The organism is Bradyrhizobium sp. Arg816 (genome assembly GCF_029989365.1).
Classification (GTDB): domain Bacteria; phylum Pseudomonadota; class Alphaproteobacteria; order Rhizobiales; family Xanthobacteraceae; genus Bradyrhizobium.
The window spans coordinates 22275-48761 of record NZ_JAPRAQ010000014.1 but is presented as its reverse complement, the minus strand read 5'-3'; the positions used below and the strand labels follow the sequence as shown (position 1 = coordinate 48761).

The window sequence follows — 26487 nt, the reverse complement described above, 5'->3', positions numbered from 1 at the left end:
GTTCCGGGAAAAACCCGTAATTCGACCCGGAACGATCACCGCCTCCCCTTCTTGTTACCACCGAGGGCAGTTTCGGAGGAGGACACGATGAGGACATTCACGATCGCACTGCTGGCTGGCGTCGGCGCCCTCGCTGCGGCGAGCGGCGCGAAGGCCGCCGATATCTATACGACCAGCGAATACACCAGCCCGGATCTCATTCAGCAGGTCCGGATGGTCTGCGACGATGCCGGCAATTGCTATCGCACCCGTGGCGGCTCGCGCGTGATCGTGCGCGACTCCTATAACACCATGCCGCGCGATCGCTATTACGAGCGCCGCACCTATCGCGACTGGGACGATGGTCCGCGCGGCGGCGTCGGAATTCGGGCGCCCGGAGTCAGCGTTGGCGTCGGTGTCGGCGGCGACCGCTGGTAGTCACTGAAGCTGTAACAGGACAGGACCGGACGAGATCCACTCGCCCGGTCCTGTCCATGTCAGGTTTCGAGCGGATCGGCGGGCGTGGCGAAGCGCGTTGACGACGGGAGCTGCGCGATGAAGCGGGCGAGCACCATGCCGGCACACATCGCGGCGACGAAGATGAAAGCGGACGCCGAGCCGAATCCGAGCGCGGTGAGCGCGGGGCCCGGACAAAAGCCTGCGAGCCCCCATCCGATTCCGAAGATGGCGGGTCCGACGATAATTCTCGAATCGATGTCCTTTCGCGTCGGAACGTAGAAGCGGTCAGCGAAAAACGGTCGCGCGAGTTTCAAGACACGGCTGAAGCCGATGAAGGTTACCGCGACCGCACCTGCCATCACGAAGGCGAGGCTCGCATCCCACGTTCCGGCGGGAATGCCGGCGACGTCCAAGAAGTTCAGCACCTTGGCCGGATTCGACATGCCGGAGACGATGAGCCCGATACCGAAGACAAGGCCGATCGCGAATTGAATGAGGATTGCCATCGTCGTCATTCCCAGTGCCGCATCACGAAGACAGTGGCGATGCCCGCCGACATGAAGGAGATGGTCGCGACCAGCGAGCGCAGCGACAGCCGCGACAGGCCGCAGACGCCATGGCCGGACGTGCAGCCGCTGCCCCAGACCGCACCGAAGCCCGTGAGCAATCCGGCGACGACCAGCACCGGCGTTCCCGCCGCAATCGTTTGCACCGGCAGGCTTCCGCTGACGATGCGCACCAGGATGGGCGCGGCGACGAGGCCGACGACGAAAGCGAGCCGGCCGGCGAACTCGCGGTCCTCGTAAGGCGGAAACAGCCGCGCCGCGATGCCGCTGACACCGGCGATCCGTCCCGTCGCCCACATCAGGAGCACGGCGGACAGTCCGATTAACGCGCCACCAAGGAGCGACGCCATCGGCGTGAAAGGTGTGGCGATCATTGTGATCCTCCAGCTCGAGAGCTTCTATCATGGCACGCCGCGGCCTGTCGCCCGAATGCTCAATGAGACGTTAATATTACCATTCGAATTGAAGCGGCGTCCCAACGGAATTTTCCAACCTTTGCGCTAAGCCTGACCTTCTGAACGGGGAACGACGGGACGTGGTCGATATCGCGCATCAGGCAGCGATCAATCCGGCATCGGCAAGGGCTGCCGCGGCAACGCGCGCGCGCGTCCCCCTGACGTCCATCGATCCCGGCCAATGGCGCGCGCTCGCGCAGCGCGTGATCGAGCCGAACGGCTATTACCTGCCGGGCTGGGAGCTCGCCGTGAGCGAGGCCGCACGCGGCCGCACGGACGCCTCGGCGCTGCCCGCCTTCGACGGCTCGTCGGCGCGGCTGATCGGGTTGATGCCGGTGGTCTCGCTCTGGCACGCCCTAAAGATCCCCCTGCCCGCGCTGGTGAGCGCGCATCCCTATGGCACCCTGTGCAGCCCGCTGATCGACCGCGATATGCCGATCGAAGCGGCCACGCGGCTGTTGCAGCAGGCGCGCGAGGCCGGAGCGCATGCGCTCGTGCTGAACGACGTTGCGCTCGACGGCGCGGCGATGAGTTCGCTCAAAGACGTTCTCAATCGCGACGGCCTGAGGCCGCGTATCCTCTCCTCCTACATCCGCGCCAGCCTCGACGCGACGCAGGATGGTGAAACGCTGTTGCATGGCGCGCTCGGCGCCAAGAAGCTCAAGGAGCTGCGTCGCCAGCGCCATCGCCTCGAAGAGCACGGGCCCGTCGCGTTCGAGGTCGCGCGCAAGCCCGACGAGATCGGGCCGGCACTCGAAACATTCCTGCAACTCGAGGCCAGTGGCTGGAAAGGCAAGCGCGGCACCGCGCTGATCCAGCATGCGGGCGATGCGACTTTCATTCGCCGCGCGGTTCCCGCGCTGGCGGAGACCGCGCAGTGCGAAGTCATCACGCTGCGCGCCGGCACGACGCCGGTGGCAGCCGGCATCGTGCTGCGCCACCAGGACCGCGCCTTCTTCTTCAAGCTCGGTATCGACGAACGCTTTGCAAGATATTCGCCGGGCGTGCAGCTCACGCTCGACCTTACCCGCCATCTCTGCGCCGATCCGGCCATCGCCAGCGCGGACTCCACGGCGAGCGCCGACCACCCCATGATCAACCCGATCTGGCGCGGGCGCTTTGCCATCGGCGACGTGCTGATTCCGCTGCGGCGTCACGATCCGGTCGTCGCGCTCATTCACGCGGCGCTGGTTGGCCTCAACGTCGCGCACGACGGCGCGCGACGCCTGGTGCGCCTGCTCCGCAAATAGGCGGAAGCTACTCCGCCGCCTGCGCGTTGATCTCCGCCGAGACCTCGCGGATGGCGCGGGCGAGCAGGTTCGGATCCTGCGCGCCGGAGACAGCGTATTTCTGCGCGAACACATAGGTCGGCACGCCGGAGATGCCCTTCTCGGCGGCCTCCTGCGCGTCGGCCGACACGCGCGCGACGTCCTCGTCGGTGGCGAGGCGCTTGCGCACGTCGTCGGCATCGAGGCCGACATCGGCGGCCGCCTGCACCAGCACGTTCACGTCAGTGAGGTCGCCTCCGTCGCGGAAATACAGCTCCATCAGCCGCTGCTTCATCTCGGGCGCCTTGCCGATCGCCTCGGCCCAGAGGATCAGGCGGTGACAGTCGGTCGTGTTGGGCTGGCGCGCGACCAGTTCGGGCTTGTAGACGAGGCCCTCCTCGCTGGCCGCCGCGACGACGCGGCCGGCAATGCCCTTATAAACTTCGACCGAGCCGAACTTGGTGGTGAGATAGTCCTCGCGGCTGATGCCCTCGCGCGGCACCCACGGATTGAGGAAAAAGGGACGGAAATTAAGTTTGACGGGAACGTCGGGCACGAGCGCGAGCGCGCTCTCGATCCGGTGTTTTCCGATATAGCACCAGGGGCACACCACGTCGGAGACGACATCGATCTGGAGCGGTTTCAACGTGCTCATGAGCGCCTCCTTCGGGCGATGCGGGTTTGACCCAAGATAAGCCGAAGATAAGCCGAACCCGCTCCGAGGCAAGGGCGCTAGGTCATAGCTGCTGCCATCTGCTTCAGCCGCTCGGCGGTGCGCTCGTCGGCCGGGAAGAACGTCTCCAGCGCCAGCTCCGACAGCGTGATGTCCACAGGTGTGCCGAACACCATGGTGGTGGAGAAGAAACTTAGTATCTCTCCGCCATGGCGCAGCTTGAAGGGAATCGCGACATTGTCGCTCGACAGCGGCCCCGAGCGCGCCGGGATGGGGTAGCTCTTGAGGTCGTTATAGAGCTTGATCAACTCGGGATCGGCCGTTGCCTCGCATTGGCGGTGCAGCCGCTCCAGCAAATGCCCGCACCATTCTGCGAGATTGACCGTGCGCGGCGCCAGCGCCTCCGGATGAAAGGCAAGCCGCAGCACGTTGAAGGGCTGGCCGAGCAGCCGCGGCGGGATGCCGTCGAGCAGCGGCGCCACCATGCGGTTGGCGGAGACCAGGTTCCAGTGCCGGTCCACCGCGAGCGCGGGATTGGGCTCATGCGCTTTGAGCACGAGGTCGATCGCCTGGCGGGCTGATTTCAACGCGGGATCCTCCAACGGGCGCTGCTGGAACGCCGGCGCATAGCCGGCGGCGACCAGCAGCACGTTGCGCTCGCGCAAGGGCACCTCGAGACGTTCGGCGAGCCTGAGCACCATGTCGCGCGAGGGCGCGGCGCGACCGGTCTCGACGAAGCTCAGATGCCGCGCGGAAATCTCGGCCTCGCCCGCCAGATCGAGCTGGCTCATGCGGCGGCGCTGCCGCCATTCGCGCAAATGGTCGCCGATATGGACGGGCTGGCTGCGTTCGGCCTGTGCCGTGGATGCGTGTGCGTTCATGGTCAAAAACCTAGCATGCGGATTTCAGCCCTTCCATTACCCGCGAGGTAATGGAAATTGGCACATAACAATCTGAAATTGCTTTGCTTTTTCGCGGCGGGTACGCGCGATACCAACAAAAATACCAACATTTCGGAGTCAACGACTGACGGCGAAAAAATTTCGGATGGCTGATTGGTGATCGACCAGCAAAGCCGCTGACGAGCCCTCAACCCAATCAAATTATCTGTCTAGTGATGTTTGTTGAGCCAATGACGCTCGTGAACAAGTCTAAGCAGACCCCGGCTGCTCTGGGCCCGGCTCCGCCTTTGCGAGTGCCGCCGCTGAAAGCACACGGTAGGGGACGCCGTAATCGGCACGAAACCTCTCCGCAACGGCTGCTTCCTGGTCCATTCCGCGCTCAGTTCTATGCAAGACGCGAAATCCGTCGCGACGAACCAGGCTCTCTGCTCCTGCAGCGGCAATGAGGGGAGCGTGTGCCTCTGCAGCTCGAGCGACGAGAGCTGAATGAACCTCCACCGCTTGTCTGTAGCGCGATCCACCGGAGTGCCACCAGTAACTCAGAAGCGGACCAACGTGCGGCCCGAGGTGCCGCAAGCGCCAGTGCACGTCGTTCGTGTTGCCCAGGATGATCTTCCAAAGCGAGCGCAAGTCTCGCGGCATCGCGAACGGCTCAACCGCCTCGCTCTGAATGATTCCTGCGTTGCCAAAACTTGTTGCCCGCCCCGGCGCTTGCCGGTCGATAAGGGCGACCGACCAACCGCGTCTCTGCAGCATGAGAGCGGCTGAAACGCCTGCCATGCCGGCACCAAGCACGAGTGCGTCGGTCATCGGTGGTCCTTCGTACTCTTGCGACTAACTCAATTCGGCCTGAGCAGGTCGCAGACTAGTCAACGCGCCAGGCAATGCAGGATCAGCTGGACATCAGCTTGTCAAAGACCGGTACCGGGTCATCAACCTCGACAAGTCGCTGACCTGTGATGACCCAGATTCGCGTCGCCACGGCTCGGACAAACGCTCGATCATGGCTGACCAAAAGACAAGCCGCGCCATGCTCGACCAACTCGCTTTCCAGCGAGTCCTGCCCGTTGATATCGAGATGATTGGTTGGCTCATCCAAAAGGTAAAAGTTTGGCTGGAGCAAGCGCAGAAGAAGCATTGCGAGCCGCGCTCGCTGCCCCCCGAAAGGCGAGGTATGGGCGCAGTTTGGGCGTCTATGCCGACGCCGGCGCCCGCGAGCAGGGAGCGCGCCTGGTGATCCGGGAGATTGCTCAGGCTCTTGAACGCCTCCTGCGGGGTCTTGAACATCTCGAGCTGTGATAGCGCCTGATTTGAATATCCCAACTTGAGGCTCGTCGCGACACGGATATCCGGATCGGACCCCGCAACAGCCGCCCGCAACCGCTCGATCAGCCTCGTCTTGCCCGTACCGTTTGCTCCTAGGAGCGCAACCCGATCCCCGTTCTCGATCCATTTCGTACCGGTACGGAACAACGGCCTCCCATCCGGTGTGACGATGGCAGTGTCCTTGATCCGTCGATCGCCCTACATCAGATGGATGACGGCACGATCGACAAATCCAGCTCTCCCTCCGTCTCCGGTAATTTTATCCGCAAAACGGGAATATTTCCCGGACAAGGTTGAAGACTTTTCGGCGAGCGCCAGTTCTGTAGAGAACGTCCGGTTCCGCACCGCCGGCTCCGCGACCCGCGTCGGCACGCGGCTCAAATTATCGCTTCAAAGCCCGAATATGGTTTTACACGGAGACATCCAGGGTCGACGCGGCCTCAGCCGCAATGGGCTTCGATTCGCATGCAAGCGTTGCGAATGGTCCGCCAAGGGTCGCTATAGCGCATAGATGGTGCGCTCCTCCCGAGACTATCTGGTTTCTAGCTGTAGAAGATACCTCCGTCCACGTTGAGGGCTTGGCCGGTCACAAACGCAGAATCATCCGATGCAAAAAACGCCACGGGACCTACGACATCTTCCGGCTGCCCCAGCCGATGCAGGTCCGTGACCTTCTCGAAATAGGCGACCCTCTCCGGATCCCGGAGATTGTTGAGCCCCATCTCCGTCACGATGATGCCCGGACATACGGCATTGACGGTAATGCCGTGGCCTCCGAACTCCATTGACGAAACCCGCGTAAAGCCGACTACGGCCGACTTGGATGCAGCGTAGTGCGACTGCCCTGGACCGCCCGTTCGGGCGGCGAGCGAAGCGATGTTCACGATTCGCCCATACCTGCGCTCCTTCATATGCGCGACGACTGCCTGGGTCATTTGGAACACGCCGCGCGTGTTGACGGCGAACGTCTGGTCCCAGGTGTCGGGCGTCAGTTCGTCGATGGTCGCCAGCCTGAGTATCCCCGCATTGTTGACGAGGACGTCGATATGCCCGAGACCTTGCGCGGCTTCGGCCACCGCCCGTCTGCAGTCGCCGATATCGCTGACGTCGCCCAGCACCGGGATGCAGCGGCCGCCAAGCTCCCTGATCTCCGCGACAGTTTCCACAAGGACCTTCTCCTGAGCAGCGATGTCGGTCAGCGCGAGATCGTAGCCGCGCCTGGCAAGGCCAATGGCAATCGCGCGACCAATTCCGCGGCTTGCTCCCGTCACGATTGCATGTCGGGCCATATTGCGTTCTCCCCTGTTGTTTGGATGACGTCTTTTGATTGTGTGGAACGATTACGCGCGAACAGGCTTCCTGACCGGGAGCGTGTTCATGGCAGTGACCGTGTCTTCGAACGATACGAGATTGGCGCCCGAACCCAAACCCGTCGCGACGATCGCGGCGGTCGCGGTCGCAAGCTTCGCACAGTCGAGCAAGTCCCAGTTGCGGACCAGCCCGGCGATGAAGCCTCCGGTGTAGGAATCACCGCATCCCGACGTATCGCGCACCGCGACCTCGAAAGCCGGCAACGTAAATTGACGTCCGTCGCGTGTCATCACGAACGATCCATCGGCCCCAAGAGAGATGGCGCAGGCTCCCGCCCCCTTGTCGATGAAGAACCGCGCACACGCTGCGGGATCGTCGGTTCCGACCATGGCATTGGTCTCGTCGATGCTCGGCATGAAGAAGTCCACATAGGGCAGCAGCGGCTCGACCAGCGCACGCGTTTCACGCCGCGCCTGGATGAGATCGAGCGTCGTCGTGCAACCGGCCGCCTTTGCGTCCCGCAGCAACGCGACGGAAGGCGCTCCGTCCATGGCGAGTAAAGATCCAACTCCGCCGAGATGCAGAATTCTGCTCCGACAGGCGGCCTTTTGCGTTTCGGGTGCGATCCGCCAACGGGCGGACGCTCCCCTTGCATGCATGACCGGACGCGAGCCGTCGGGCCGGATCGGTAAGATCGTGGCCGACGTCGGACTGTCGGCCATTCGTTCCATCACGGAAGTATCGATGCCTTCGCGTTGCATCGCGCTCAGCATCCAGTCAGCCTTCTCGTCGGAGCCGACCGCGCCCACCGCGAGCGCTTTCAGACCGAGACGCGCACAGGGGACGACCGTTCCGCCGGCGGTTCCGGCGACCGCGAGCCGAATTTCTTCGATCAGCAGCCTGCCGCCACCGGGCGGAATTTCGGTAACCGGCACCCCCAATATATCCAGAATGTACGTACCGCAGACGCTGACGTCGTGAGTGTAAGCCATGAGTTCTCGCAGGACAGTGGTTTGACCGGGATCTAGCTTGACCGCTGGGGACTCTTGGGCGCGCCGTTGCTATCGCGCAGGCCGTACTGCCCCCATCGCCTCAAGATGCTGTCGATCTCCTCGTCCGGCAGGAGCGGAGGAGAGCCGAGTTGAAGACAACCGTGGTACTGCTTGGCGAGCACTTCGACCTCCACCGCGAGCCACATGGCCTTGCGCAGGTTGGGACCTACGGCGATCAGTCCGTGATGCGCGAGCAGGCAGGCGCGCCGAAAGCGAAGCGCGTTCAGGGCCGACTGCGAAAGCTCAGCCGTGCCGTATTGAGCATAGGGTGCACACGGGATGTCGTTACCGCCGGCCGCGGCGATCATGTAGTGAATGGCGGGGATCGCGCGATTCATGATCGCGATGACCGTGCAGAAGATCGGGTGCGCGTGAACGACAGCGCCGACCTCCTGCTTCGATTTCAGGATGTCGAGATGAAAGCGCCATTCTGTTGACGGAACATTACCGGCCGACGCGGTCCATGACCCGTCCCATTTCATGGCCACGATGTCCTCCGGCTTCATACGGTCGTATGGAAGACCGGACGGCGTGAGCAGGATGCCGTCGTCGGTCCGGACGCTGATGTTTCCGGACGTTCCCTGGTTGATGCCTTGCGCTGCCATCTCGCGACAAGCGTCGATGATGGACTGACGAAGTTCGAGGTCCGCTTCGCGGCTGGTCATACGCTGCTCCCACTCACGTTCATGCCATTGCTCCGAGCTGAACCTGCCGATCGACCAGCAGCCACGTGGTTCGTGCGACCGCCAACACCTCCTGATCCGAACTCAGCAACGCGCTCTCCGCAAAGAGCTTGCGACCTTCCCGCCCGGTCGACCAGGCCGCCACCACGCAACGATCCCCGGGACGCGGCCGGCTATCGATCCGTGCAGCCATGCGACCGAGCAGAGCCGTTTCGTTACCGTTCAATCCGAGGTGACGGGCGCCCACGCTACAATAGCCGGTCGGACAGTCGAGAGCGGCCCAGACGAATTCGGACGCGACATGGCCATCTCCGCCGGAAAGATTGCGATGAGGCACCCAGGACGCCGCGAATACGGCCGGCTTCCCCGAGGTCGTCGCCACCTCCAGCGGACCTGCGAAGATCCGAAGACCATCGCCATGGGCACGCGCAGGGCCGCAAACAAAGCATGTCGGGAGGTTGTGGGTCTGCTCGTCGTAGGGTGTTCTGCCGACCGCCGCTTCGGCCGCCTCGTAGCTCACCCCGGGAACATCCGGCACATCAATGCTCGCGACCCGCGCTGTCGCAAGCAGCCTATCGTTCTCGCGTAGTTCGACGTCGCCGTCAGTTCCCGTCAGGATGTCGAGCGGCAGCTCCAGCGGCGATGGCGCGCGCAAGGTCACTTCGACGTCTCCGGCAACGTGCTTTGCGAGACATCCGCAGACATACCCTCCGTTGCCCGAATTAGGCGGGCCCCGGAAGCGACTGTCTATGACAAGCGACACCATTGGATTCTTTGCCCGAAGCGTTCAGCGTCCCATCGCATAGAACTCGTCGTTCGGACGCATGCTGGTGACGTTGGCGAGGCGGTTCGACATGCCGAAGAATGCAGCGATGGCCGCAATGTCCCAGACGTCCTCCTCCGTGAAACCGTGCTCCTTCAGATCCTGGACGTCGGAGTCGTCCACCTCATAGGCTTGTGCCGAGACCTTCATCGCGAAATCGAGCATCGCTCTTTGCCGCGCGGTGATGTCCGCCTTGCGGTAGTTGACGGCCACCTGGTCCGCGATCAGCGGATTCTTCGCCCGCACGCGCAGGATGGCGCCGTGCGCGACGACGCAGTACTGGCATTGATTGGCGCTGCTGGTGGCCACCACGATCATCTCGCGCTCGGCCTTGGTGATCAAGCCGGGCTTGTCCATGAGGGCGTCGTGATAGGCGAAGAACGCCCGAAACTCGTCCGGACGATGCGCGAGCGTCAGGAAAACGTTGGGTACGAAACCGGACTTTTCCTGGACCGCAGCTATCCGCGAGCGAATATCCTCCGGGAGCGTTGCGATGTCGGGGACAGGAAAGCGGCTGACGGCGGGCGCAGACATGTTCTGAAGCTCCTGTTAGATTGCCGCGAGTGCGACGAGCGTTTCTTGATATGCTTCGAACGCATCGCGCCGATCGCGGGCATACGGCTCCACCCTCACAAGGCAGGTGTGCGCCGAACAGCCCTGGCCGAATTGAGACGTTCCGATGTCGAGCGTGAGCACGTTCGGATTGCCGGCGATCTCCAGTCCGCTATTGCCGGTCGGCGTGAACCATGCACCGGTCGGGAGCACCAGCACGCCTTGACGGACCCTGTCGGTGACCTCTGCGGTCGCGAGGCATTCTCCCCGGCCGTTCCAGATGCGTATCGTCTGGCCGTCCTCGACGCAGAGAGCGGCTGCGTCTTCCGGATGAACGCGTGCCTGTTCACGGCCATTGCGCTTCATGGCTCGGCTCGATGCACCCGTTTCGAGCTGGCTGTGAAGACGACCAACCGGTTGGTGCGAGATGAGGTGCATTTGCGTCCGGTCGGCAACGTTGCCAAGCCATTCGGCCGGTTCGATCCACGCGGGATGCGAGCGGCAGTCGGCGTAGTCAAGCTTGGCCAAGGTCTCGCTGCCAAGCACGATCTTTCCGCTTTCGGTCTTGAGCGCATACTCTTCCGGTTTATCGCGGAAGTCGGCCAGGAACGTATGCTCGGCCTGGACCGGGCAGCGGGCGTAGCCCGCTTCCCAGAAAGCATCGAAATCCGGCATCTCGAAGCCGAAGCGCTCCGATGCATCGCGGCGGCAGCCTTCGTAGAGATGCCGGAGCCAGCCCATCTCGTCGCGACCTTCGTTGAAGCGATCGGCCACCCCGAGTTTCCCGGCAATCTCATTGAATATCTCGAAGTCCGAACGGGCTTCACCCAAGGGCTCGATCGCCTGCTTCATCGCCAGGATGAAGTCTGAGCGCTTGTTGCCGGCAAGATCGTTCCGCTCGATCGACGTGCTCGCCGGCAGCACGATGTCGGCCCGCTGAGCGGTCGCGGTGAACATCGGGTCCTGTACGACGATGGTTTCCGGCCTCGTCCAGGCTTCGGACAAGCGATTGAGGTCCTGATGATGATGATAGGGATTGCCGCCCGCCCAATAGACCAGCCTCGTATCCGGATAGGAGCGGATCGCTCCTTCGTAGCTGAATGGCCTGCCGGGATTGAGCAGCATGTCGCTGATCCGGGCCACCGGAATGAAGCTATCTATCGGCCTCGTGAGCTGCGAGACACCCGGAGACTTGCTGACGTTGAACGGGGACCCCACGCCCCCAAGGGAAGCGTAGCCGTAGCCCACCCCGCCGCCGGGCAATCCGATCTGACCAACGATCGATGCGAGTCCGAGCGCAGCCCAGAACGGTTGTTCTCCGTGATGGGCCCGTTGCAGGCTCCAGCTCACGGTCAGCATGCTCCGCGTGTCGACCAGGCGCCCCGCAAGAGCGGCAATCTTGGCCGCCTCGAGTCCGCAGATGCCCGCGGCCCACGCAGCGTCCTTGCGTGCGTCGTCCGTCTCGCCTTCGAGATAGCGAAGGAGGCGATCCGCACCGCTGGTACAGCGCGCGAGGAAGTCCCTGTCGTGCCGGCCTGCCTTCACGATCTCGCCCGCAAGGCCGAGCATCAGCGCAGTGTCGGTGTTCGGGCGGATCGGCCACCACTCCGCGTTGACCCAGTCGGGCAGATCGTCCTTCAGCGGCGAGACATGAATGACCTTGACGCCGCGCTCGACCATCTGTCGGAGATAGGTTTCAAGCCGGTGGCTGCCGATTCCTCCGGCCTCGTTTTGCGCGGTTCGAGGCGACATGGCACCGAACACCACCAGCGTCTCGGTGTGCTGCGCGATGGTGTCGAGCGTGTTGGCTCGGCCGCCGCACGCGTCATCGCTACCCAGGGTGTGCCGCAAGATCACGGGACCTGCCGCGATGGAATATGTGTCGACATGTCTCGTGAAGCCGCCAACCAAGTTGAGCATGCGCTTCAGAAGCGATGAGGCATGGTGCAGGCGGCCCGAGTTTGTCCAACCATAGGAGCCCGCGAATATCGACGCATTGCCGAAGGTGCCGGCCACGCGGCGCACTTCTTCCGCAACCAGCGTCGTTGCCTCGTCCCAGCTGACTGGCACGAACTTTTCCCGCCCGCGTCCCCGGCGATCGCTCTTCTCGCGCTTGTCCAGCCAGCCGGAACGGACCATCGGTCGCAGCACGCGGCGCTCCGGATTCGCCCATTCGGTGATCGAATGGATGATCGGGGAAGGCGCCGGATCGTGCTCGAACGGCTCCACGCCGACAATATGCTGCCCCTCGACGAGGATCGTATACGCACCCCAATGGCTGCAATGCGGTACCCGCTTGATCCTGCTCATGCGTCAACCGTCCCAAGATCGCGCCGCATCTGGGCGGCGAATTCGGGATAGGTCTCGGCGAGCTCGTCGAACACCCGGCCGCGGAGCAGCTCCAGCGTCGATCGATCCGGCAGCGCGGTCTGCCGCGGCTCGGCGTCATGGGCGAACCGAAAGCCGGTCGCTTCCTTGATCTCCGCAAGATCGTGCCCGGGATGAACGCTCTCCAGCTCGAACCCCGGTCGCGTCTTGTCGAACCGAAACAGTCCCTTGCCGGTCAGGAGCGCGATAGGGCCGCCACTCCGGAATACTCCGTCCTCGCTGACACCGGGGGCACTGATGAAGTCCACCTTCTCGACGAAGACGCGCGGCGTATGCTCCTCCCGGAACAGGATGACGCGCGGCACAACGAAATAGAGATAAGCCGACCCGAACGAGCCTGGCCAGCGCACGCTCGAACGCGGATAATCACCGGCGCCGACGAGGTTCACGTTGCCGAAGCCGTCGATCTGGCCGCCACCGAGGAAGAACGCATCGATCCGGCCTTGACCCGCGCAATCGAACAGTTCCGCCGAACCGTTGGTGAAGAAATTGTGCTCGACAGAACCGAGGATCGAGATGCGCGGGCCGATGGCACCGCCCGCTTCCTTCACCGCACGCAGGAGCATCGCGCCGGCGGCGGGAATCGGAGAGGACGCCCCCACGGCGACATGCCTGACACCGTCGAGCAGCCGCGCGATCGTGCAAATCAGCACTTCGCGAGGGAGAACATCGGCCATCACGCGGGCTCCATCTGGGCCTGGGCCATATAGGCGGAGAAGCCGTCGGCTGTTCGCGCGGCTTTCGCATAGCGTGCGATCTCCGCGCTGTCGGCTGGATACTCGCCCCACAGACCATAGGGCCACGCCCCCTTGGGAGCGCGCGCGACCGCCGTGACATAGAGTGCCGGCAGCACGCCGGCTGCGCTGGCCTCATCCGCGAGCAGGTTCTTCTCGACGACTCGCTCCGCCGTGACGAGAACGGTGCGCGAGGCGTAAGCCATTGCGGCAAGCTCGCGGCGCCGCCCGATCCAGACGTTGCCGAAGCGATCAGCCGCCGGCACGTGGAAGATCGTGACGTCGGGCTGGATGGCCGGAATCAGCACGATCGGATCACCTCCGTCCACCAGCGGATTGTCGATGACGCGCCAATCGTCGCGATGACGGAGCAGATCCGTTCCGATCAGCCCCCGAAGCGGCATGAAGGGACTGCCCTTCTGCGCCGCCATCAGGCCGGCATGGATGGCAGGACACGTCGCGTCTATCAGTCGAACCGCGCCTTCCTTGACGGCGGCGTTGAACCGGGGCGCTCCACCCGCTTCGCCCAATGAGACGGCGCTGGTCTCCACCGACCGGACCAGGCCCGCACCGATAAGCTGGTCGACTTGCAATCCGCCGGTCGGCACGCAGACGAGATCGAGATGGCCCGCGCCCTGCTCGATGATCGCCCGCGTCATGGCCATGGAGACGCCGGCGTAGTCGACCGGCAGCGCGACCCGCATGCCCGGCTCGATGTGCTTCGCCAATACGCGAGGCTCGCTCAACACCATCATCCTCCCAATGCGTTCTATATTGTAGAACGCTATTCTAAATTTATGTTAGGCGGATTTGGATGGCACTGTCAATCTGGCTTCGCCGGCGAGACCTTTATTTGCAGAGGTTCACGCTTGCGCAACCGATCGTAGCGGCGCGCCATTGCGCCGCGATCGGTCAACTCGACTTGACAAGACGGCGCGCCGCGCCAACAATAATTGGAATAACGTTCTACAATATAGAACATTTGGGAGGGAGAGAGATGGGTGAGCCCGCGGCTCTGCGCGCAACGCGCTCCGGCGATGCCAGCGTTCGGACGTCGCCGACCGGGCGCCTCCGGGAACGTGACGCCATCGGTTCGAGCATCGCCGTCCGCGAAGCGGTGAAAAGATACGGCAGCTTCCACGCCGTCGACCGGATCAGCATCGACGTCGAGCCAGGCGAATTCATCACGCTTCTTGGCCCGTCCGGCAGCGGAAAGACGACGCTGCTCAACCTCGTGGCCGGATTCCAGAGCCTCGACAGCGGCGAAATCCTCGTCGACGGAAAGCCGGTTCACAACGTGCCCACGCACAAACGCGGCTTCGGCATGGTCTTCCAGAGCTACGCGCTCTTTCCGAACATGACGGTGAGCCAGAACGTCGCTTTTCCGCTTCGCATGGCGGGCGTCGATCGAGCGACTGCGGAGCGACGTGTCGCCGAAACGCTGGAAATCATGCGGCTGACGGAGCACGCGACGAAATCTCCTTCCCAGATGTCGGGTGGGCAGCAGCAGCGCGTCGCGATCGCCCGCGCCATCGTCAGGAGGCCCAAGGTGGTGCTGATGGACGAACCGCTCAGCGCTCTGGACAGGCGATTGCGCGAGTCGATCCAGATCGAGATTCGTGACCTTCACCAGACCATCGGCAGCACGATCCTGTTCGTCACGCATGACCAAGGCGAAGCCCTGACCATGAGCGACCGCATTGCGGTGCTCAACGCCGGCAGGATCGTTCAAATCGGCCGTCCGCTGGACATCTATCGACATCCGACCGATCGCTTCGTCGCCTCGTTCGTCGGCGAGAGCAATCTGATCGAGGCGGAGATTCTGCAGAAGCGTGGATCGACGCTGACGATGAAGAACCGAGCGGGATACGTGTTCAGCGCCGAAAGCCGGGACACGATCGATGTCGGACGCGCGACCGTGCTCGTGCGTCCGGAACGCATTGCCGTGTCGAACGAACCGACTGCGAATTCCACGCCCGTCAGCGTCACGTCCGCGATCTTCCTCGGTGAAATCCTGCGGATCGAGGCGCAAGTGGAAGGCGGAGAACCGCTCCTGATCCGATGTACCGACATGGCCGATCGCCCCCTGCCAGCCGTCGGAGATCGTCTCCACGTGAGTTGGGGCGCCGCGGACTGCTGGGTGCTTTCATGACCTCGGCCTCGATCGGCGTCCATGCGAGCCGGCTTGCGGACCTTGATCTCGTTAGAAGGTTGAAGGATCCGGCGTTTCTGCTCCTGCCCGCGATTGCGTTTCTGGCATTCATCTATCTCCTCCCGCTGATCGATCTCATCCGTATCAGCCTGAGCGGGCCGTCGTGGTCGTCGTATTTTGCGCGGGTGTTCGCTATACCGCTCTATTGGGATTCGCTCGTCCGCACGATGCAGATCTCGGTCACGGTCGCAGGCCTGTGCTTGCTGTTCGGATATCCGACCGCACTGCTCATTCACCGCAGTCGCGGCATTACCCAGGTCATGATCGCGACCGCGATCGTGCTGCCCTACTTCATAGCCATCCTGATCCGGACCTACGCCTGGATGGTCCTGCTCGGACGCAACGGACCGGTCAACAAGCTGCTGGTTTCCCTCGGCATATTGAGCGAGCCCGTGCAGCTTCTCTTCAATCGCGGCACGGTGCTTCTCGGCATGACGGCGGTGCTTCTGCCGCTCATGGTGCTCACGATCTATTCCAGCGTGGCGCGCCTGGATCAAAGCCTGACCCGCGCGGCGCTGGCGAGCGGTGCCGGGCCCATTGCGGCATTCTGGCGCGTGTTGCTTCCGCTGACCTTGCCCGGCATGGGCGCCGGCTTCCTGCTGGTCTTTGTCGCGGCGATCGGCTTCTTCATTACACCGACCTTGCTTGGAGGGCCCGGTGACCAGATGTTCGCCATGCATATCACCCAACAGGCGGACTCGGTCACGTCGGAGGGATTCCTCCAGGCATTGGGCGTTGTGCTGCTGACGATTACGTTGGCAGTGGTCGCGGTGGCCGGACGCTTCCTCGGCTTCGAGTTCATTTGGGGCGGTCGCAAGCTGACGGAGGCAGCGCCAATAGCGACTGACCGTCACGTTGCAGATGTCGGCCGTCGCAGTTTCGGCGCCTCGCTCGCCGACCTGATCGGTTGGCCGCTACTGAGGCTATTCGGGCGTCTGCCCGCGAGTTGCGGAACCTGGACTATTCGTCTCATGGGCGGCCTGGTCATCGCCACTCTCATTCTGCCGATCATCGTGGTGATGATCATTTCCTTCAGCAGCGCAAGCTATCTGACATTCCCGCCGCCGGGCTTTTCACTCCGCTGGTATGAGCAGTTCTTCTCCGATTCCAACTGGATGCGGGCGTTCTGGACGTCATTGATCGTCGCGGCGATGTCGGCCGGTATTGCGATCACGCTTGGCGCGTCGGCGGCCCTCGGTATCGTCAGGAGCACGATTCGCGGCAAATCCGCCATCATGCTGCTTCTCGTGAGCCCGATCATCGTTCCCCCGGTCGTGCTTGGCCTGTCGCTCTACAGCCTGTTCCTGCGCTTCGATCTCGTCGGCTCCGTCTTTGGCCTCGCCGCTGCGCATGCGATCGGCGGCCTTCCCATCGTCGTGGTCATCCTGTCCGCTTCGCTTCAAGGCGTCGACACCAGGCTTGAACAGGCGGCCGCCGTGCACGGCGCATCGTCCTTGACGGTGTTCCGGCTGGTGACGCTCCCGGCCATCATGCCGGGGCTGGCTGCAGCGACGTTCTTCGCCTTCCTGCACTCGTTCGACGAGCTGGTGCTGACGCTGTTCCTGTCGAGCGCGCAGTTGAAGACACTCCCGCTCATGCTGTGGGGCGACATCAATTATCGGCTCAATCCGGTGCTGGCCGTGGTCTCGACGCTGGAGGTGCTGCTGGTGGTCGCAGGGCTCGTCCTTGCGCGCCCCGTTCTCGCTACGTCACGAAAAGCGGCATGACACAGATCAATTTCAGATGGAGGAAAGAGAAAATGCTGGGAATGAAACGCTTACGATTATCGGCTTCCGTACTGGCCTCGGCCCTGTTCGTCGCGATGGGTACGGGTCTCGCCGAGGCGCAGAGCAACGTCGTGATCATGCAGGATCCGGGCGGCGGATACGGCGATGCATTGCGCAAGGTCATGTACGACCCGTTCGAGAAGGAGACCGGCATCAAGGTCGTGACCGTCCAGGAGGCCCGCAGCGGTCCGCGCATCAAGGCTCAGGCCGAAGCCGGAAAGGCGCAATGGGACCTGACGTTCATCTTCGACCAGGAGACGAAGCTCCTGGGCGACTGCTGCCTGGCCGATATCGACTATTCCAAGCTTTCCGACGCGGCGAAGCAGACGCTGGCGGCAATGCCGGACAACCTGAAGCGCAAGAAGGGCGTCGCATTGCAAGTGATCGGCGTCGGCCTCGTCTACAACAAGGATAAGTACAAGGGGGAAAATGTACCGACAAGCTGGGCCGACTTCTGGGACGTGAAGAAATTCCCAGGGCGGCGCTGCATGCCCGCCTGGCCTCGTTTCGTGTTCGAAGCGGCGCTGATGGCTGACGGAGTGGAGAAAAGCAAGCTCTACCCGATCGACATGGAGCGGGCGCTGAAGAAGGTCAAGGAGATCAAGCCCCATATTGCAAAATGGTGGACGACGGCCGCACAGCCGCCACAGCTCCTGCTCGACGGCGAGGCCGACATGTGCATGGCTTACACCGGCTCGATGAGCAAGCTCGCACTGGAAGGCGCCCCGATTGACCTGACCTTCAATCAGGGCTTCGTCTACTATGACTTCTTCTCGATCCCCAAGGGAGCACCGAACTACGACAACGCGCTGAAACTGCTTTCCTGGCGGCTTGACGCCAAGCGCGCGGCGCAGCTCACCTCGACCTTCCCGGTCGCCCTTCCTTCCCCGGTTGTCTTCGAGGCGGCGACCGACAAGAAGCTCGCCCGCTACTGGGCAAACAATCCGGACAACATCTCGAAAGCGATCGAGTGGAGCCCGGACTATTGGGGCGCAACTTCGCCGGCGGGAAACTCCACCAACGAAGAGTACGGGCAGGAGAAGCTCAACGCATTGCTGGCCCAATAGGCAGCTGATTGGCAGGTGGCCCCGTTTCTGAAAGGATTCGGGGTTGCCCCTTCCGCGGGCTATGGCCGATCGCCCGGCCATGCTAGATCCGGTGAAAGATCATTCTATTTTGGTTGTTGGATGGATAAGGCTTTCACCAAGGGACTGCGTCTCCTGGAAACACTTGCTTTGAGCGAGCAACCTCGTGGGGTCACGGACCTCGCGAAGGAGCTGAAGCTCACGAAAAGCAATGTGCATCGGCTGCTGATGACGTTGCAGACCCAAGGGTATGTACGCCAAATACCCCCGCACAGCACGTATGAGCTCACGACCAAGATCTGGGCTCTCGGCAGCCATGTCATCCATCGGATGGATCTCATCAACGTCGCTCGGCCGGCGATGACCAAACTTGCCGAGATAACCGGCGAAACCATTCATCTTTCTGTCCTCGAGGATATCGACGTCGTCTACGTCGACAAGATCGAAAGCGCTCACCATATCCGCGCCCATACGAGCGTGGGCATGCGCGCGCCCGCCTTCACCATGGCGACGGGAAAGGCGATGCTCGCACATATGCCGGACGACTATCTGGAACGATTTCGGCCGCATCTCAGGCGCTACACCGACGCGACGCGAACGACGATCAAGGAGCTCCGCGAAGACATCGAGCTCGCACGCACGCAGGGCTACTCCTCCGTGCTGCATGGCGAATGGCGCGAGGGCATAGCGGCCTGCGCCTGCGCGATCCTTGGACGGTCCGGCGAACTCGTTGGAGCGATCGGCATGTCCGGGCCCGACACACGCATCAAACGCAAACAGATCAAGGAGTACTCGGTTCACGTGATGGAGGCAGCCCGGACGATCGGCTCCGCCCTTGGCTATTCCCGATAGGCCCGCCGCCCGCACCGATCATCGGCGCCTCCACCCTTCTGGTCGATCTCGGCGCCTTCGATGTCGACGCCAAGGGTAAAGATAGTAGAGGATCGCAATCTAGCGAACAGAATCGCGCAAATGGCGGAGAGAGTGGGAGTCAAATCCACGATTTTCGATCATTCCACCTCGAGCAATTGAGAGTGCTCGTTAGCACTCGCCCGCCTCTTCCCCTCGAAATCAGATCCTACACATGCGCTTCATGGCTGCTCACATTGGCTGTGGTGAGATTTCTCTTGATCTCCCTTTGCACACATCGTGCACACGCCGCCTTCTGCCCGACTGAAAAACTTAAACTCTCGCTTCAGTCCATCACTGGACCAGCTTGGCCGACCGAAACAGGGGCGGCTTGATCAACGTTCAAAGGATCCGCGAAAGGTCAGTCACTGGAAAATGATCCTCAAGTTCTTATCCGATTTCACTGGTTCACAATGATCCTCGGCTCTTTCAGCTGCCCTGCAATGCTCGAAGCGTTCTTTGCCTTCACTAGACTGACGAGCGAGCGCCATGAGAACCCTCTTCCTGCGGCCCGGCGAGCAGCCCAGCACTGAGGGGATCCTTCAGCCTGCATCGCCCGAAAGAAGGCAAGCACATCAGGGCGTTTGATGTCCTTCCGGTAGAATCTGCCGAAACGCTTCCTCAAACAACCGGCCCATCTTTCTAGCAGAGCGATGGTCTCGGGATTGCGCACGGTGACCAGCCTGCCGCGCTTGATCTTCTCGGTGTTCTTCTCCGCTAGCCAGTCTTCGATCCACGCGCCGAACGGGCGCTCAACTGCTTGGCGATGCCGTTCGAATTGCTTTTCGATCGAGGGATCGACCGGGGGTCTTGAGCGAGCAGGGCTTTTGCGGCGTCGCACTTCTGGCAGGCGGTCGCGAGCGAGACGGTGCCGTCGTTGCCGTTGCCGTAAGGCCCGATCGAGTAGGTCTTCTGCCTGCCGCGAAATCGATAAGCCATCCGCCAAAGCCTGGAGCCGGCCTTGCCCGGTCTATTCAGATCCGGCGTGATCAGGAGATAGAGACCACCGCCAGTCGCGTCGGAAATCTTCGTGGCACTCCGGGCCCCGTTCTCAAGCTTCGGTCGAGCGGCGCGGCAGTCAACGTCGGTCCTGATCTGCCTGGGGTTGGCGTGTTTGGTTGCGCGCACCTCGCGAACAGCATCGAACACCTTAGGACAGTCGCGAACGGGCGTATTTTTTACCCGCGAGGTAATCGAATTGGTCCCCGCCATGGCGCATCTTCGGTGGCAACAGGAGATGACCATGATCGCGCTGCTGCTCTACCGGACCGTCGCAGACCACCTTGTTCCCTGGGCCGTGACGCTCGCGACCCGCGTGCTGGCACGCAGCCTCAACATGCCCGAGCCGCTGGTGCATTCGACCGGCGACTATGTCGTCGCGCAGGTCACAGCCTTCGAGCACGGCGTCGGCAAGAGCCTCTGCCCGTTCCGCATCGCCCGCCTGTTCCGCGCCTGGTGGCGCGGACGGCACTGAGTTCACCCCAAGCCCAACCCAACCATGGAGACCACGATGATCGACGCATCCACCTTCCTGCGCCGCGCACTTCTCGCCGACGCCATCTTCAGCGGCGTCGCCGCCCTCGGCTTCACCTTCGGTGCCGGCGTATTCGCATCGCTGTTCAACCTGCCTGAAGCGCTGCTGCGCGAGACCGGCCTGTTCCTGATCGTCTACACCGCGCTGGTCGGCTGGCTTGCCTCGCGTGCCTCCGTGGCGAGGCCGCTCGTGCTGCTGGTCGTGGTCGGCAACGCGGCCTGGACGGTCGGCAGCATCGCGCTGCTGTTCTCGGGTGCGGTGTCGCCGAACATCAGCGGCGAGCTCATGGTCGTCGCGCAGGCGATTGCGACCGGCGTGTTTGCCGAGCTGCAATATGTGGGATTGCGGAAGAGCGGGAGTGTGGTGGCGGCGTGAGGTTCGGCTCGACCGGCACACCGCGTCCAGTCGTCGCCCGGCCTGGCCGGGCGACCCAGCATTCCAGAGACAGTAGACGTATGCGGATGGGCTGCGGCGTACTGGATGCCCCGGTCAAGGCCGGGGCATGACAGCGGAGATGGGGGCTCGACCTCGCGCTATGCCCGCGCGCGACCGTTCTTCTTGCCAACGGCATGGCCGTTAAGCTTCTTCTTGCCGGCCTTCGCGCTCGCCTTCTTGGCCTTGGCTTCCGTGCGCGCCTTCACCTTGGTGCGTTCGGCGCGGGCCTCGGCACGCAGCTTCTTGCGCTTTGTCTCGCAGGAAGGGCATTTGCAGCCGATCGGCTTCAGATAGGCTTTGAAGTAGTCGGTGCCGTAATCGTAGTTGATCTCGTCGCCCGGCTCGATGTTCCTGATGGCGCGGATGAAGACCTTGCGCTCGCGCGGACGGACGTCGGACTCGGCGTTCGGGCGGCAGGAATGGTTGATGTAGCGGGCGAGGTTTTTGCGTACCGAGCCGTCGATGGTCCAACGGCCGTTCAGCTCGAACAGGTACTTGTTCTCGATGTCGTCATGCGCGGGGATCCGCGAGTCCAGGATCGGTCCGAAATAGCGGATGATCCGGGTGCCCTTTTTGATCGGCATGGTGGCAAAGAGGCCGAGTCCGGTCTTGGAACGGCCGACACGGTAGGATTTGCTGGAAGCGATGGCTGGCATGATCGAGAGAAATGAGGACGCGAACGAGGCCCGATGCCTCAAGCGAAGCCGCCCTTCTAGAACGATTCCGCGCCGCTGTCAGGTACATCCCGCCCCTGTTTGAACCTTGCCCACAATGAAGACGTCTGATGGAGCGAGTTCCCTCTGCATCAAGGCGTCGTCATGAGGCGTATCGCGTTCCTTTGTCTGACCCTGCTGCTGACTTGCCTGAGCGCGGGTCACGTCGCCGCCCAATCCATGGGCAGCACCTATTCCTCCACAGCGCCAAAAGACTGCCGCCAGATCGGCAAGCCCAGCGAGCTCGACGGCAGCACACGGGTCTGCCCGGGAAAAAACGGCCTGATCGTGCTGATCGCCGAGGATGATCTGCGCGAAATCGTCTCGGTCGGCCGCAATCGCAAGGCCGCAGCGGAGGAACCGGCGGCAAAAGTCTGGTTCGCGCCGTTCAATTCATCGGAGGCCACCGTCGAATGGCGTAGCGCGGGCACGAAGCCGTTTGCCATGATCCAGCGCTGGCACATCGCCGATAGCACCGATCCCGACAAGCAGGGACGGCCGAACACCAAGGCCATGCTCGTCGTGACGCGGCTGCCGCCGGGGCCGGTCTGCCACGTCGCCTATGTCGATGCCATCGCCAACCCCACCGCCAATGAGCTCGCGCGCAAGGCGGCCGACGATTTCGCCCGCAGCTTCACCTGCGGCAAGGACGTAGTGAAGATTGTCGGCACGCGTGGACGCGCGGTCGAACTCGCGACGATTCGCTAGACCTTGGCGCTAGACCTTGGCACTCGGTCTTGGCGCCAGGTTTTGGCGCTAAACCTTCGCCTTGGCGCGCCGGTAGCGCGCCAGAAGCCGCTCGCCCTTCGCGGCAATGCGCCGTGCCGCCGCCACCGTCTTCGGCACGGGCTCGCCCCAGGCATGCGCCGACAACGCGTGCCGGGTCGGTCGTCCGTTGGCATCGACGAGCGGCGGCAATTTCGCGCGGCCATAGAAGCGCACGGCCCAGCTTCCCTTGCGGCGCATCTCCTGCGGCGTCATCTCCGATTCTTTCCTGGTGACGCCGGGCCGCAAGTGAGCCCCCTGCTTGCGCGCAAAAGCCTTACGGCCCGCCGCGGTCAGGCCGCCGCGTGGATCCTTTTCCCGTGCCGATGCAGTGCGCTTGCGCGAGGATTTTGCCGTCTTCTTCTCCGCACGCTTGCGGATTTTCTTTGCGGATCTCTTTTTCGCCGACTTCCTTGCCTTCGAAGTCTTCTTGGCTGCCATGCGCATGTTGTCCACGAGGTTGGGATAGCGGCGCCCGGCCCGGCGGGCGCGCGCCTTCGCCGCCGATTTCTGCGCGGGCGTGAGCTGCTTTGACGCCTTGCCCGCGCGTTTACGCGGGTTGGCGCGTTTCCAGGGTGCGCGGGGTGTTCTTGCCATGCGGCGTCAACGCCCAACGATGGCAAGGGTTGCTCTCGCGCCTGATGATCAGGGGCCGGGCAATTTCCCCGTGATGGGCGCCGTCAGCATCGCCTCGAGCAACTGCTCGGCCGTCGTCCCCTCGGCCAGCCGCCCCAAAATGTCTTCGAGACGGCCGTCGAGCAGCAGCATGGTGAAGCCGTGCACCAACGACCAGGCGCGTGCGATCGCGGCGCCCTGGTTCAGCGTCAGCGAATCTTCGCTGATCTGCTCCTGGCGCATCATGCCGATGGCATTGGCAAGGCCGGCGAAGGAGGCTTCGGCCGCCTCGTGCAGCGAGGGCCTGGAATAGTCGAGCCGTTCGGTGCGGAACATGATGCCGTACATGCCCGGATGGGCCTGCGCATAGGCGACATAGGCCTTCGGCCGCGCCAGCGCGCGCTCCAGCGGCGTGGTGGCGGCGTCGCAGGACGAGGCCATCGCCGCGTTGAACTGGCGGAAGCCGACGGCCGCGAGCTCGCTGAGCAGGCCGGTGAGATCGCCGAAATGATGGGTCGGCGCAGCGTGCGAGACGCCCGCCTCCCGCGCCACCGCGCGCAAGGTCAGGCCGGACAGCCCGTCGCGCTCCAACACCCGTTCAGCGGCCTGGAGCAGCGCCTCGCGCAGAGCGCCGTGATGATACGGTGTCTCCGTCTTCGCTACTGCCGGACGGCGTGCGGAACGCGCCTGCGCGCTCGCGGCCGACGATGTCTTGCTCGGGCTACGCGGCTTGCGCGCAGTTTCGCTGTTGGTGTCGCTTTTGGCCATTTGCAAGCTATATGACGCAATATTGACAGTGTAAAGATTTCACTTGACGAATCCGGCGATCGGCATTATTCGATCTTTACGATGTAAAGATAAGGAGGGATACGCCGTGCAGCACGACGCCGTCATCGAGCGCCGCAACAATATCGCGCCGATTCCATTCGAGGCCGACGCGCCTTTCCTGAAAATCGTCGGGGAATTGCCGCGCGATCTGAATGGCGTGCTCTATCGCAACGGTCCCAATCCGCAGTTCGATGCGCCCGATGCGCACTGGTTCGTCGGCGACGGCATGCTGCACGCCTTCCACCTCGAAAACGGCCGCGCCAGCTACCGCAACCGCTGGGTCCGCACGCCGAAATGGCTGGCCGAGCACGATGCTGGCCGCGCCCTGTTCGGCGGCTTCGGCCGCAAGCTGCCGGATGCCCCGCAAAACCTCACCGACGGCGGCGTCGCCAACACCAACATCATCTTCCACGCCGGCAAGCTCTTGGCGCTCGAAGAAGCGCATCTGCCGACCGAGATCGAGCCGGGCACGCTGGCAACGCGCGGCTATCACAATTATCAGGGTCGCGTCGCCGGCAGCTTCACGGCGCATCCGAAGGTCGACCCGGTCACCGGCGAACTCGTGTTCTTCGGCTACAACGCCGCGGGTCCGCTGACGCCTGCCCTCTCCTACGGATCGATCGAGGTAACAGGCAAGGCGACGCGCTTCGAACGTTTCGAGGCGCCCTATGCCAGCATGGTGCACGACTTCATCGTCACCGAGAACCACGTGCTGTTTCCGATCCTCCCGATCACCGGCAGCATGGAGCGCGCGATGAGCGGACGGCCGCCTTATGCCTGGGAGCCGGACAAGGGCGCCTACGTCGGCGTGATGAAGCGCAACGGCACGGCCAAGGACATCGTCTGGTTCCGCGGTGAAGCCTGCTACGTCTTCCACATCATGAATGCGTGGGAAGACGGCAACCGCATCGTCGCCGACGTCATGCAGTTCGAGGAAGCGCCGCTGTTTCCACATCCCGATGGCCGGCCGACGGATCCGGAGAAATCACGCGCCCGCCATTGCCGCTGGACGTTCGATCTCTCAGGGAAGACCGATCGCTTTCAGCAGACCTACCTCGACGATCTCACGGGCGAATTCCCCCGCATCGACGACCGCCGCGCCGGATTGAAAAGCCATCACGGCTGGTACGCCTGCGCCAATCCGCGGCTGCCGATGTTCGGCGCGCTTTCGGGCGTCGTCCATGTCGACGGCAACGGCAGACGGCTCGGTCACTATCTGCTGCCGGCCGGCGATATCATCTCCGAGCCGGTGTTCGTCGAACGCGCGACGGATGCAGCGGAAGGCGACGGCTGGCTGTTGGCGGTGGTCTGGCGCGCGCGGGAGAACCGCAGCGACCTCGCCGTGTTCAACGCCACCGATGTCGAAGCCGGCCCCGTTGCGCTGGTGCAGCTCGGCCACCGCGTGCCCGACGGCTTTCACGGCAATTGGGTGGGCGCGCAGTAACTCCGGTCATTCCGGGGCGCGACGACGTCGCGAGCCCGGAATGACATCGCGGATATCACCAAAGAGGCCTCGCATGCACATGCCCTCGATCACCGCAGATTGCCTTGCCGTCCTCGCCCTGGCCTGCGCCGCGCTCGCACTCCGGGCGATCCGGCCGCGACGGAGCGGCCATGTCATGTTGAACGGCGGCATCTTGCTCTCGGTCGGCCTCCTGCTCGCCGCCGCGCTGCCGCTTCTGTCACGCCTGCCCTGGGCGGAATTCGCCGACGAGGCGTCCGACCAAGCCATTGCAGCACTTCATTATTTGGAAGTTACTTACGTTATTTTGACACTGTAAAGATTTCGCTTGACCCGGCATCGCTCCTGATTTATTGATCTTTACATCGTAAAGATTAGCCAGACCGAGGCGGCTCATGGCGATTTTCCTGATCCTCGCGCCCTACGGCGCCTACACTTTCCTGATGCTGGTGACCTCAGCCACGATCAGCGTGTTCGCAGCGTCTGCAATCTGCCTCGCCACCATCACGGTCGATGTCGCGCGCGGCCGCTCCGTGAAGATCCTGGCGATGGGCTCGGCGATCATATTCGCCGCAATCGGTCTCTACCTCGCGCTGATCGACCCGAAGCTCGGCACGCTGGGCGTCAAGCTGTCGGTCGACATCGGCATCTTCGTCATCTCGCTCGGCTCGATGCTGGTCCGCCACCCGTTCACGCTGCAATATGCGGTTGAAACGGTCCCGGCCGAGACGGCGGCGATGCCCGGCTTCCTCACCGCCAATTACGTCATTACCGGCGCCTGGACCGCCGCCGCACTGTTGATGATGGCCGCCAACATCGCACTGCTCTACGTCCCCGGCCTGCCGCTCTGGTCGGGCCTTGCGGTCGCCTTCGCCGCCCGCAACAGCGCGATCTACTTCACAAAATGGTATCCCGAGTATCGCCAGATCAAGTACGGTGCGCCGGCCAGCGCAATGCCCAACACCCGCTGA

The 26487-nt window shown here is 63.1% G+C and carries 30 protein-coding genes; 12 read left to right on the top strand and 18 right to left on the bottom strand.

Translation table 11 applies throughout. From position 1 onward, the window contains the following. Positions 1 to 87 precede the first annotated feature (87 nt). Positions 88 to 417, top strand: a complete 330-nt coding sequence (locus OWC48_RS29065; RefSeq protein ID WP_282523069.1) for a hypothetical protein — start codon at positions 88 to 90, stop codon at positions 415 to 417. Between the two features lie 59 nt (positions 418 to 476). Here OWC48_RS29065 and OWC48_RS29060 read toward each other — a convergent pair whose 3' ends face one another. Next, complete coding sequence (locus OWC48_RS29060) at positions 477 to 944, bottom strand: DUF6691 family protein (protein WP_282523068.1); 468 nt, start codon at positions 942 to 944, stop codon at positions 477 to 479. 5 nt (positions 945 to 949) lie between these two features. After that, complete coding sequence (locus OWC48_RS29055) at positions 950 to 1378, bottom strand: YeeE/YedE family protein (protein WP_282523067.1); 429 nt, start codon at positions 1376 to 1378, stop codon at positions 950 to 952. A gap of 161 nt (positions 1379 to 1539) precedes the next feature. Between OWC48_RS29055 and OWC48_RS29050 the strand changes: the two genes are divergently transcribed. Continuing rightward, positions 1540 to 2709 carry a GNAT family N-acetyltransferase gene (locus OWC48_RS29050; protein WP_282523066.1) on the top strand — a complete coding sequence of 390 codons (1170 nt, stop codon included), beginning with the start codon at positions 1540 to 1542 and terminating at the stop codon, positions 2707 to 2709. A gap of 7 nt (positions 2710 to 2716) precedes the next feature. Here the strand turns inward: OWC48_RS29050 and OWC48_RS29045 are convergent, their stop codons facing one another. The 12 genes from OWC48_RS29045 to OWC48_RS28990 all read right to left on the bottom strand — a co-directional run bounded on the left by OWC48_RS29045 (position 2717) and on the right by OWC48_RS28990 (position 13923). Then, positions 2717 to 3382, bottom strand: coding sequence for a DsbA family oxidoreductase (locus OWC48_RS29045; protein ID WP_282523065.1), 666 nt, complete (start codon positions 3380 to 3382; stop codon positions 2717 to 2719). Between the two features lie 77 nt (positions 3383 to 3459). Then, entirely contained in the window at positions 3460 to 4281 is an 822-nt protein-coding gene (locus tag OWC48_RS29040) for a helix-turn-helix domain-containing protein (protein WP_282523064.1), read from the bottom strand. A gap of 270 nt (positions 4282 to 4551) precedes the next feature. After that, positions 4552 to 5112: an FAD-binding oxidoreductase gene (locus OWC48_RS29035; RefSeq protein ID WP_282523063.1), complete on the bottom strand. Its 561-nt coding sequence runs from the start codon at positions 5110 to 5112 to the stop codon at positions 4552 to 4554. 82 nt (positions 5113 to 5194) lie between these two features. After that, positions 5195 to 5440, bottom strand: coding sequence for a hypothetical protein (locus OWC48_RS29030; protein WP_282523062.1), 246 nt, complete (start codon positions 5438 to 5440; stop codon positions 5195 to 5197). Between the two features lie 730 nt (positions 5441 to 6170). Beyond that, complete coding sequence (locus OWC48_RS29025; RefSeq protein WP_282523061.1) at positions 6171 to 6917, bottom strand: SDR family NAD(P)-dependent oxidoreductase; 747 nt, start codon at positions 6915 to 6917, stop codon at positions 6171 to 6173. A 51-nt stretch (positions 6918 to 6968) separates the two neighbouring features. Next, complete coding sequence (locus tag OWC48_RS29020; protein ID WP_282523060.1) at positions 6969 to 7931, bottom strand: carbohydrate kinase family protein; 963 nt, start codon at positions 7929 to 7931, stop codon at positions 6969 to 6971. Between the two features lie 32 nt (positions 7932 to 7963). Next, positions 7964 to 8656: a class II aldolase/adducin family protein gene (locus tag OWC48_RS29015; protein ID WP_282523059.1), complete on the bottom strand. Its 693-nt coding sequence runs from the start codon at positions 8654 to 8656 to the stop codon at positions 7964 to 7966. Positions 8657 to 8675: 19 nt separating this feature from the next. Beyond that, positions 8676 to 9335 carry a hypothetical protein gene (locus OWC48_RS29010; protein WP_308777020.1) on the bottom strand — a complete coding sequence of 220 codons (660 nt, stop codon included), beginning with the start codon at positions 9333 to 9335 and terminating at the stop codon, positions 8676 to 8678. A 126-nt stretch (positions 9336 to 9461) separates the two neighbouring features. Continuing rightward, positions 9462 to 10031 (bottom strand): peroxidase-related enzyme, encoded by a 570-nt coding sequence (locus OWC48_RS29005; RefSeq protein WP_282523057.1) that lies wholly within the window; start codon positions 10029 to 10031, stop codon positions 9462 to 9464. 15 nt (positions 10032 to 10046) lie between these two features. Then, on the bottom strand, positions 10047 to 12359 hold the full coding sequence (locus OWC48_RS29000) for a molybdopterin-dependent oxidoreductase (protein WP_282523056.1): 2313 nt from the start codon (positions 12357 to 12359) through the stop codon (positions 10047 to 10049). Continuing rightward, positions 12356 to 13114, bottom strand: coding sequence for a CoA transferase (locus tag OWC48_RS28995; RefSeq protein WP_282523055.1), 759 nt, complete (start codon positions 13112 to 13114; stop codon positions 12356 to 12358). The genes OWC48_RS29000 and OWC48_RS28995 overlap by 4 nt, the downstream gene beginning before the upstream one ends. Continuing rightward, positions 13114 to 13923, bottom strand: a complete 810-nt coding sequence (locus tag OWC48_RS28990; RefSeq protein WP_282523196.1) for a CoA transferase subunit A — start codon at positions 13921 to 13923, stop codon at positions 13114 to 13116. Before OWC48_RS28990 ends, OWC48_RS28995 begins: the two co-directional genes overlap by 1 nt. A 245-nt stretch (positions 13924 to 14168) precedes the next feature. On the opposite strand from OWC48_RS28990, the gene OWC48_RS28985 reads away from it, so the two are divergent. The 4 genes from OWC48_RS28985 (at position 14169) to OWC48_RS28970 (ending at position 19107) form a co-directional block, all read left to right on the top strand. Continuing rightward, positions 14169 to 15323, top strand: coding sequence for an ABC transporter ATP-binding protein (locus OWC48_RS28985; protein ID WP_282523054.1), 1155 nt, complete (start codon positions 14169 to 14171; stop codon positions 15321 to 15323). Beyond that, entirely contained in the window at positions 15320 to 17110 is a 1791-nt protein-coding gene (locus OWC48_RS28980) for an ABC transporter permease subunit (protein ID WP_282523053.1), read from the top strand. Before OWC48_RS28985 ends, OWC48_RS28980 begins: the two co-directional genes overlap by 4 nt. Positions 17111 to 17142: 32 nt before the next feature. Continuing rightward, positions 17143 to 18237: an extracellular solute-binding protein gene (locus OWC48_RS28975; protein ID WP_282523052.1), complete on the top strand. Its 1095-nt coding sequence runs from the start codon at positions 17143 to 17145 to the stop codon at positions 18235 to 18237. 120 nt (positions 18238 to 18357) lie between these two features. Next, on the top strand, positions 18358 to 19107 hold the full coding sequence (locus tag OWC48_RS28970) for an IclR family transcriptional regulator (RefSeq protein WP_282523051.1): 750 nt from the start codon (positions 18358 to 18360) through the stop codon (positions 19105 to 19107). Between the two features lie 774 nt (positions 19108 to 19881). On the opposite strand, the gene OWC48_RS28965 is transcribed toward OWC48_RS28970, so the two are convergent. Continuing rightward, a complete protein-coding gene (locus OWC48_RS28965; protein ID WP_282523050.1) occupies positions 19882 to 20376 on the bottom strand; it encodes an Arm DNA-binding domain-containing protein in 495 nt (164 codons plus the stop codon). A 31-nt stretch (positions 20377 to 20407) separates the two neighbouring features. Here OWC48_RS28965 and OWC48_RS28960 point away from each other — a divergent pair, with 31 nt between their 5' ends. Both OWC48_RS28960 and OWC48_RS28955 read left to right on the top strand, forming a co-directional pair. Next, positions 20408 to 20638, top strand: a complete 231-nt coding sequence (locus tag OWC48_RS28960) for a hypothetical protein (protein ID WP_282523049.1) — start codon at positions 20408 to 20410, stop codon at positions 20636 to 20638. A gap of 36 nt (positions 20639 to 20674) precedes the next feature. Then, entirely contained in the window at positions 20675 to 21073 is a 399-nt protein-coding gene (locus OWC48_RS28955) for a hypothetical protein (RefSeq protein WP_282523048.1), read from the top strand. A 158-nt stretch (positions 21074 to 21231) separates the two neighbouring features. Here OWC48_RS28955 and OWC48_RS28950 read toward each other — a convergent pair whose 3' ends face one another. Continuing rightward, the gene (locus OWC48_RS28950; RefSeq protein ID WP_282523195.1) at positions 21232 to 21789 is read right to left on the bottom strand and encodes an SET domain-containing protein; all 558 of its coding nucleotides are present in this window, start codon (positions 21787 to 21789) and stop codon (positions 21232 to 21234) included. A gap of 162 nt (positions 21790 to 21951) precedes the next feature. Between OWC48_RS28950 and OWC48_RS28945 the strand changes: the two genes are divergently transcribed. Continuing rightward, positions 21952 to 22554, top strand: coding sequence for a hypothetical protein (locus tag OWC48_RS28945; protein ID WP_404979825.1), 603 nt, complete (start codon positions 21952 to 21954; stop codon positions 22552 to 22554). Between the two features lie 48 nt (positions 22555 to 22602). Here the strand turns inward: OWC48_RS28945 and OWC48_RS28940 are convergent, their stop codons facing one another. Beyond that, positions 22603 to 23208: a DUF6321 domain-containing protein gene (locus tag OWC48_RS28940; protein WP_282523047.1), complete on the bottom strand. Its 606-nt coding sequence runs from the start codon at positions 23206 to 23208 to the stop codon at positions 22603 to 22605. Positions 23209 to 23256: 48 nt separating this feature from the next. Continuing rightward, a complete protein-coding gene (locus OWC48_RS28935) occupies positions 23257 to 23994 on the bottom strand; it encodes a TetR/AcrR family transcriptional regulator (protein ID WP_282523046.1) in 738 nt (245 codons plus the stop codon). A gap of 106 nt (positions 23995 to 24100) precedes the next feature. Between OWC48_RS28935 and OWC48_RS28930 the strand changes: the two genes are divergently transcribed. From OWC48_RS28930 to OWC48_RS28920, 3 genes are all read left to right on the top strand, one after another. After that, complete coding sequence (locus OWC48_RS28930; protein WP_282523045.1) at positions 24101 to 25498, top strand: carotenoid oxygenase family protein; 1398 nt, start codon at positions 24101 to 24103, stop codon at positions 25496 to 25498. A 73-nt stretch (positions 25499 to 25571) separates the two neighbouring features. Continuing rightward, positions 25572 to 25835, top strand: coding sequence for a hypothetical protein (locus tag OWC48_RS28925; protein WP_282523044.1), 264 nt, complete (start codon positions 25572 to 25574; stop codon positions 25833 to 25835). 76 nt (positions 25836 to 25911) lie between these two features. Further along, positions 25912 to 26487 carry a hypothetical protein gene (locus OWC48_RS28920; RefSeq protein ID WP_282523043.1) on the top strand — a complete coding sequence of 192 codons (576 nt, stop codon included), beginning with the start codon at positions 25912 to 25914 and terminating at the stop codon, positions 26485 to 26487.

Bases quoted from the DNA above. Each gene is read 5' to 3' on its own strand.
- OWC48_RS29035 (WP_282523063.1), bottom strand. From the start codon at position 5,112: ATGACCGACGCACTCGTGCTTGGTGCCGGCATGGCAGGCGTTTCAGCC.
- OWC48_RS29030 (WP_282523062.1), bottom strand. From the start codon at position 5,440: ATGCTTCTTCTGCGCTTGCTCCAGCCAAACTTTTACCTTTTGGATGAG.
- OWC48_RS29055 (WP_282523067.1), bottom strand. From the start codon at position 1,378: ATGATCGCCACACCTTTCACGCCGATGGCGTCGCTCCTTGGTGGCGCG.
- OWC48_RS29045 (WP_282523065.1), bottom strand. From the start codon at position 3,382: ATGAGCACGTTGAAACCGCTCCAGATCGATGTCGTCTCCGACGTGGTG.
- OWC48_RS28985 (WP_282523054.1), top strand. From the start codon at position 14,169: ATGGGTGAGCCCGCGGCTCTGCGCGCAACGCGCTCCGGCGATGCCAGC.
- OWC48_RS28975 (WP_282523052.1), top strand. From the start codon at position 17,143: ATGCTGGGAATGAAACGCTTACGATTATCGGCTTCCGTACTGGCCTCG.
- OWC48_RS28965 (WP_282523050.1), bottom strand. From the start codon at position 20,376: ATGGCGGGGACCAATTCGATTACCTCGCGGGTAAAAAATACGCCCGTT.
- OWC48_RS28980 (WP_282523053.1), top strand. From the start codon at position 15,320: ATGACCTCGGCCTCGATCGGCGTCCATGCGAGCCGGCTTGCGGACCTT.
- OWC48_RS28940 (WP_282523047.1), bottom strand. From the start codon at position 23,208: ATGGCAAGAACACCCCGCGCACCCTGGAAACGCGCCAACCCGCGTAAA.
- OWC48_RS28995 (WP_282523055.1), bottom strand. From the start codon at position 13,114: ATGGCCGATGTTCTCCCTCGCGAAGTGCTGATTTGCACGATCGCGCGG.
- OWC48_RS28935 (WP_282523046.1), bottom strand. From the start codon at position 23,994: ATGGCCAAAAGCGACACCAACAGCGAAACTGCGCGCAAGCCGCGTAGC.
- OWC48_RS29015 (WP_282523059.1), bottom strand. From the start codon at position 8,656: ATGACCAGCCGCGAAGCGGACCTCGAACTTCGTCAGTCCATCATCGAC.
- OWC48_RS28920 (WP_282523043.1), top strand. From the start codon at position 25,912: ATGGCGATTTTCCTGATCCTCGCGCCCTACGGCGCCTACACTTTCCTG.
- OWC48_RS28990 (WP_282523196.1), bottom strand. From the start codon at position 13,923: ATGGTGTTGAGCGAGCCTCGCGTATTGGCGAAGCACATCGAGCCGGGC.
- OWC48_RS29000 (WP_282523056.1), bottom strand. From the start codon at position 12,359: ATGAGCAGGATCAAGCGGGTACCGCATTGCAGCCATTGGGGTGCGTAT.
- OWC48_RS29060 (WP_282523068.1), bottom strand. From the start codon at position 944: ATGGCAATCCTCATTCAATTCGCGATCGGCCTTGTCTTCGGTATCGGG.
- OWC48_RS28960 (WP_282523049.1), top strand. From the start codon at position 20,408: ATGATCGCGCTGCTGCTCTACCGGACCGTCGCAGACCACCTTGTTCCC.
- OWC48_RS28955 (WP_282523048.1), top strand. From the start codon at position 20,675: ATGATCGACGCATCCACCTTCCTGCGCCGCGCACTTCTCGCCGACGCC.
- OWC48_RS28970 (WP_282523051.1), top strand. From the start codon at position 18,358: ATGGATAAGGCTTTCACCAAGGGACTGCGTCTCCTGGAAACACTTGCT.
- OWC48_RS29020 (WP_282523060.1), bottom strand. From the start codon at position 7,931: ATGGCTTACACTCACGACGTCAGCGTCTGCGGTACGTACATTCTGGAT.
- OWC48_RS29040 (WP_282523064.1), bottom strand. From the start codon at position 4,281: ATGAACGCACACGCATCCACGGCACAGGCCGAACGCAGCCAGCCCGTC.
- OWC48_RS29005 (WP_282523057.1), bottom strand. From the start codon at position 10,031: ATGTCTGCGCCCGCCGTCAGCCGCTTTCCTGTCCCCGACATCGCAACG.
- OWC48_RS29065 (WP_282523069.1), top strand. From the start codon at position 88: ATGAGGACATTCACGATCGCACTGCTGGCTGGCGTCGGCGCCCTCGCT.
- OWC48_RS28925 (WP_282523044.1), top strand. From the start codon at position 25,572: ATGCACATGCCCTCGATCACCGCAGATTGCCTTGCCGTCCTCGCCCTG.
- OWC48_RS29025 (WP_282523061.1), bottom strand. From the start codon at position 6,917: ATGGCCCGACATGCAATCGTGACGGGAGCAAGCCGCGGAATTGGTCGC.
- OWC48_RS28950 (WP_282523195.1), bottom strand. From the start codon at position 21,789: ATGCCAGCCATCGCTTCCAGCAAATCCTACCGTGTCGGCCGTTCCAAG.
- OWC48_RS28945 (WP_404979825.1), top strand. From the start codon at position 21,952: ATGAGGCGTATCGCGTTCCTTTGTCTGACCCTGCTGCTGACTTGCCTG.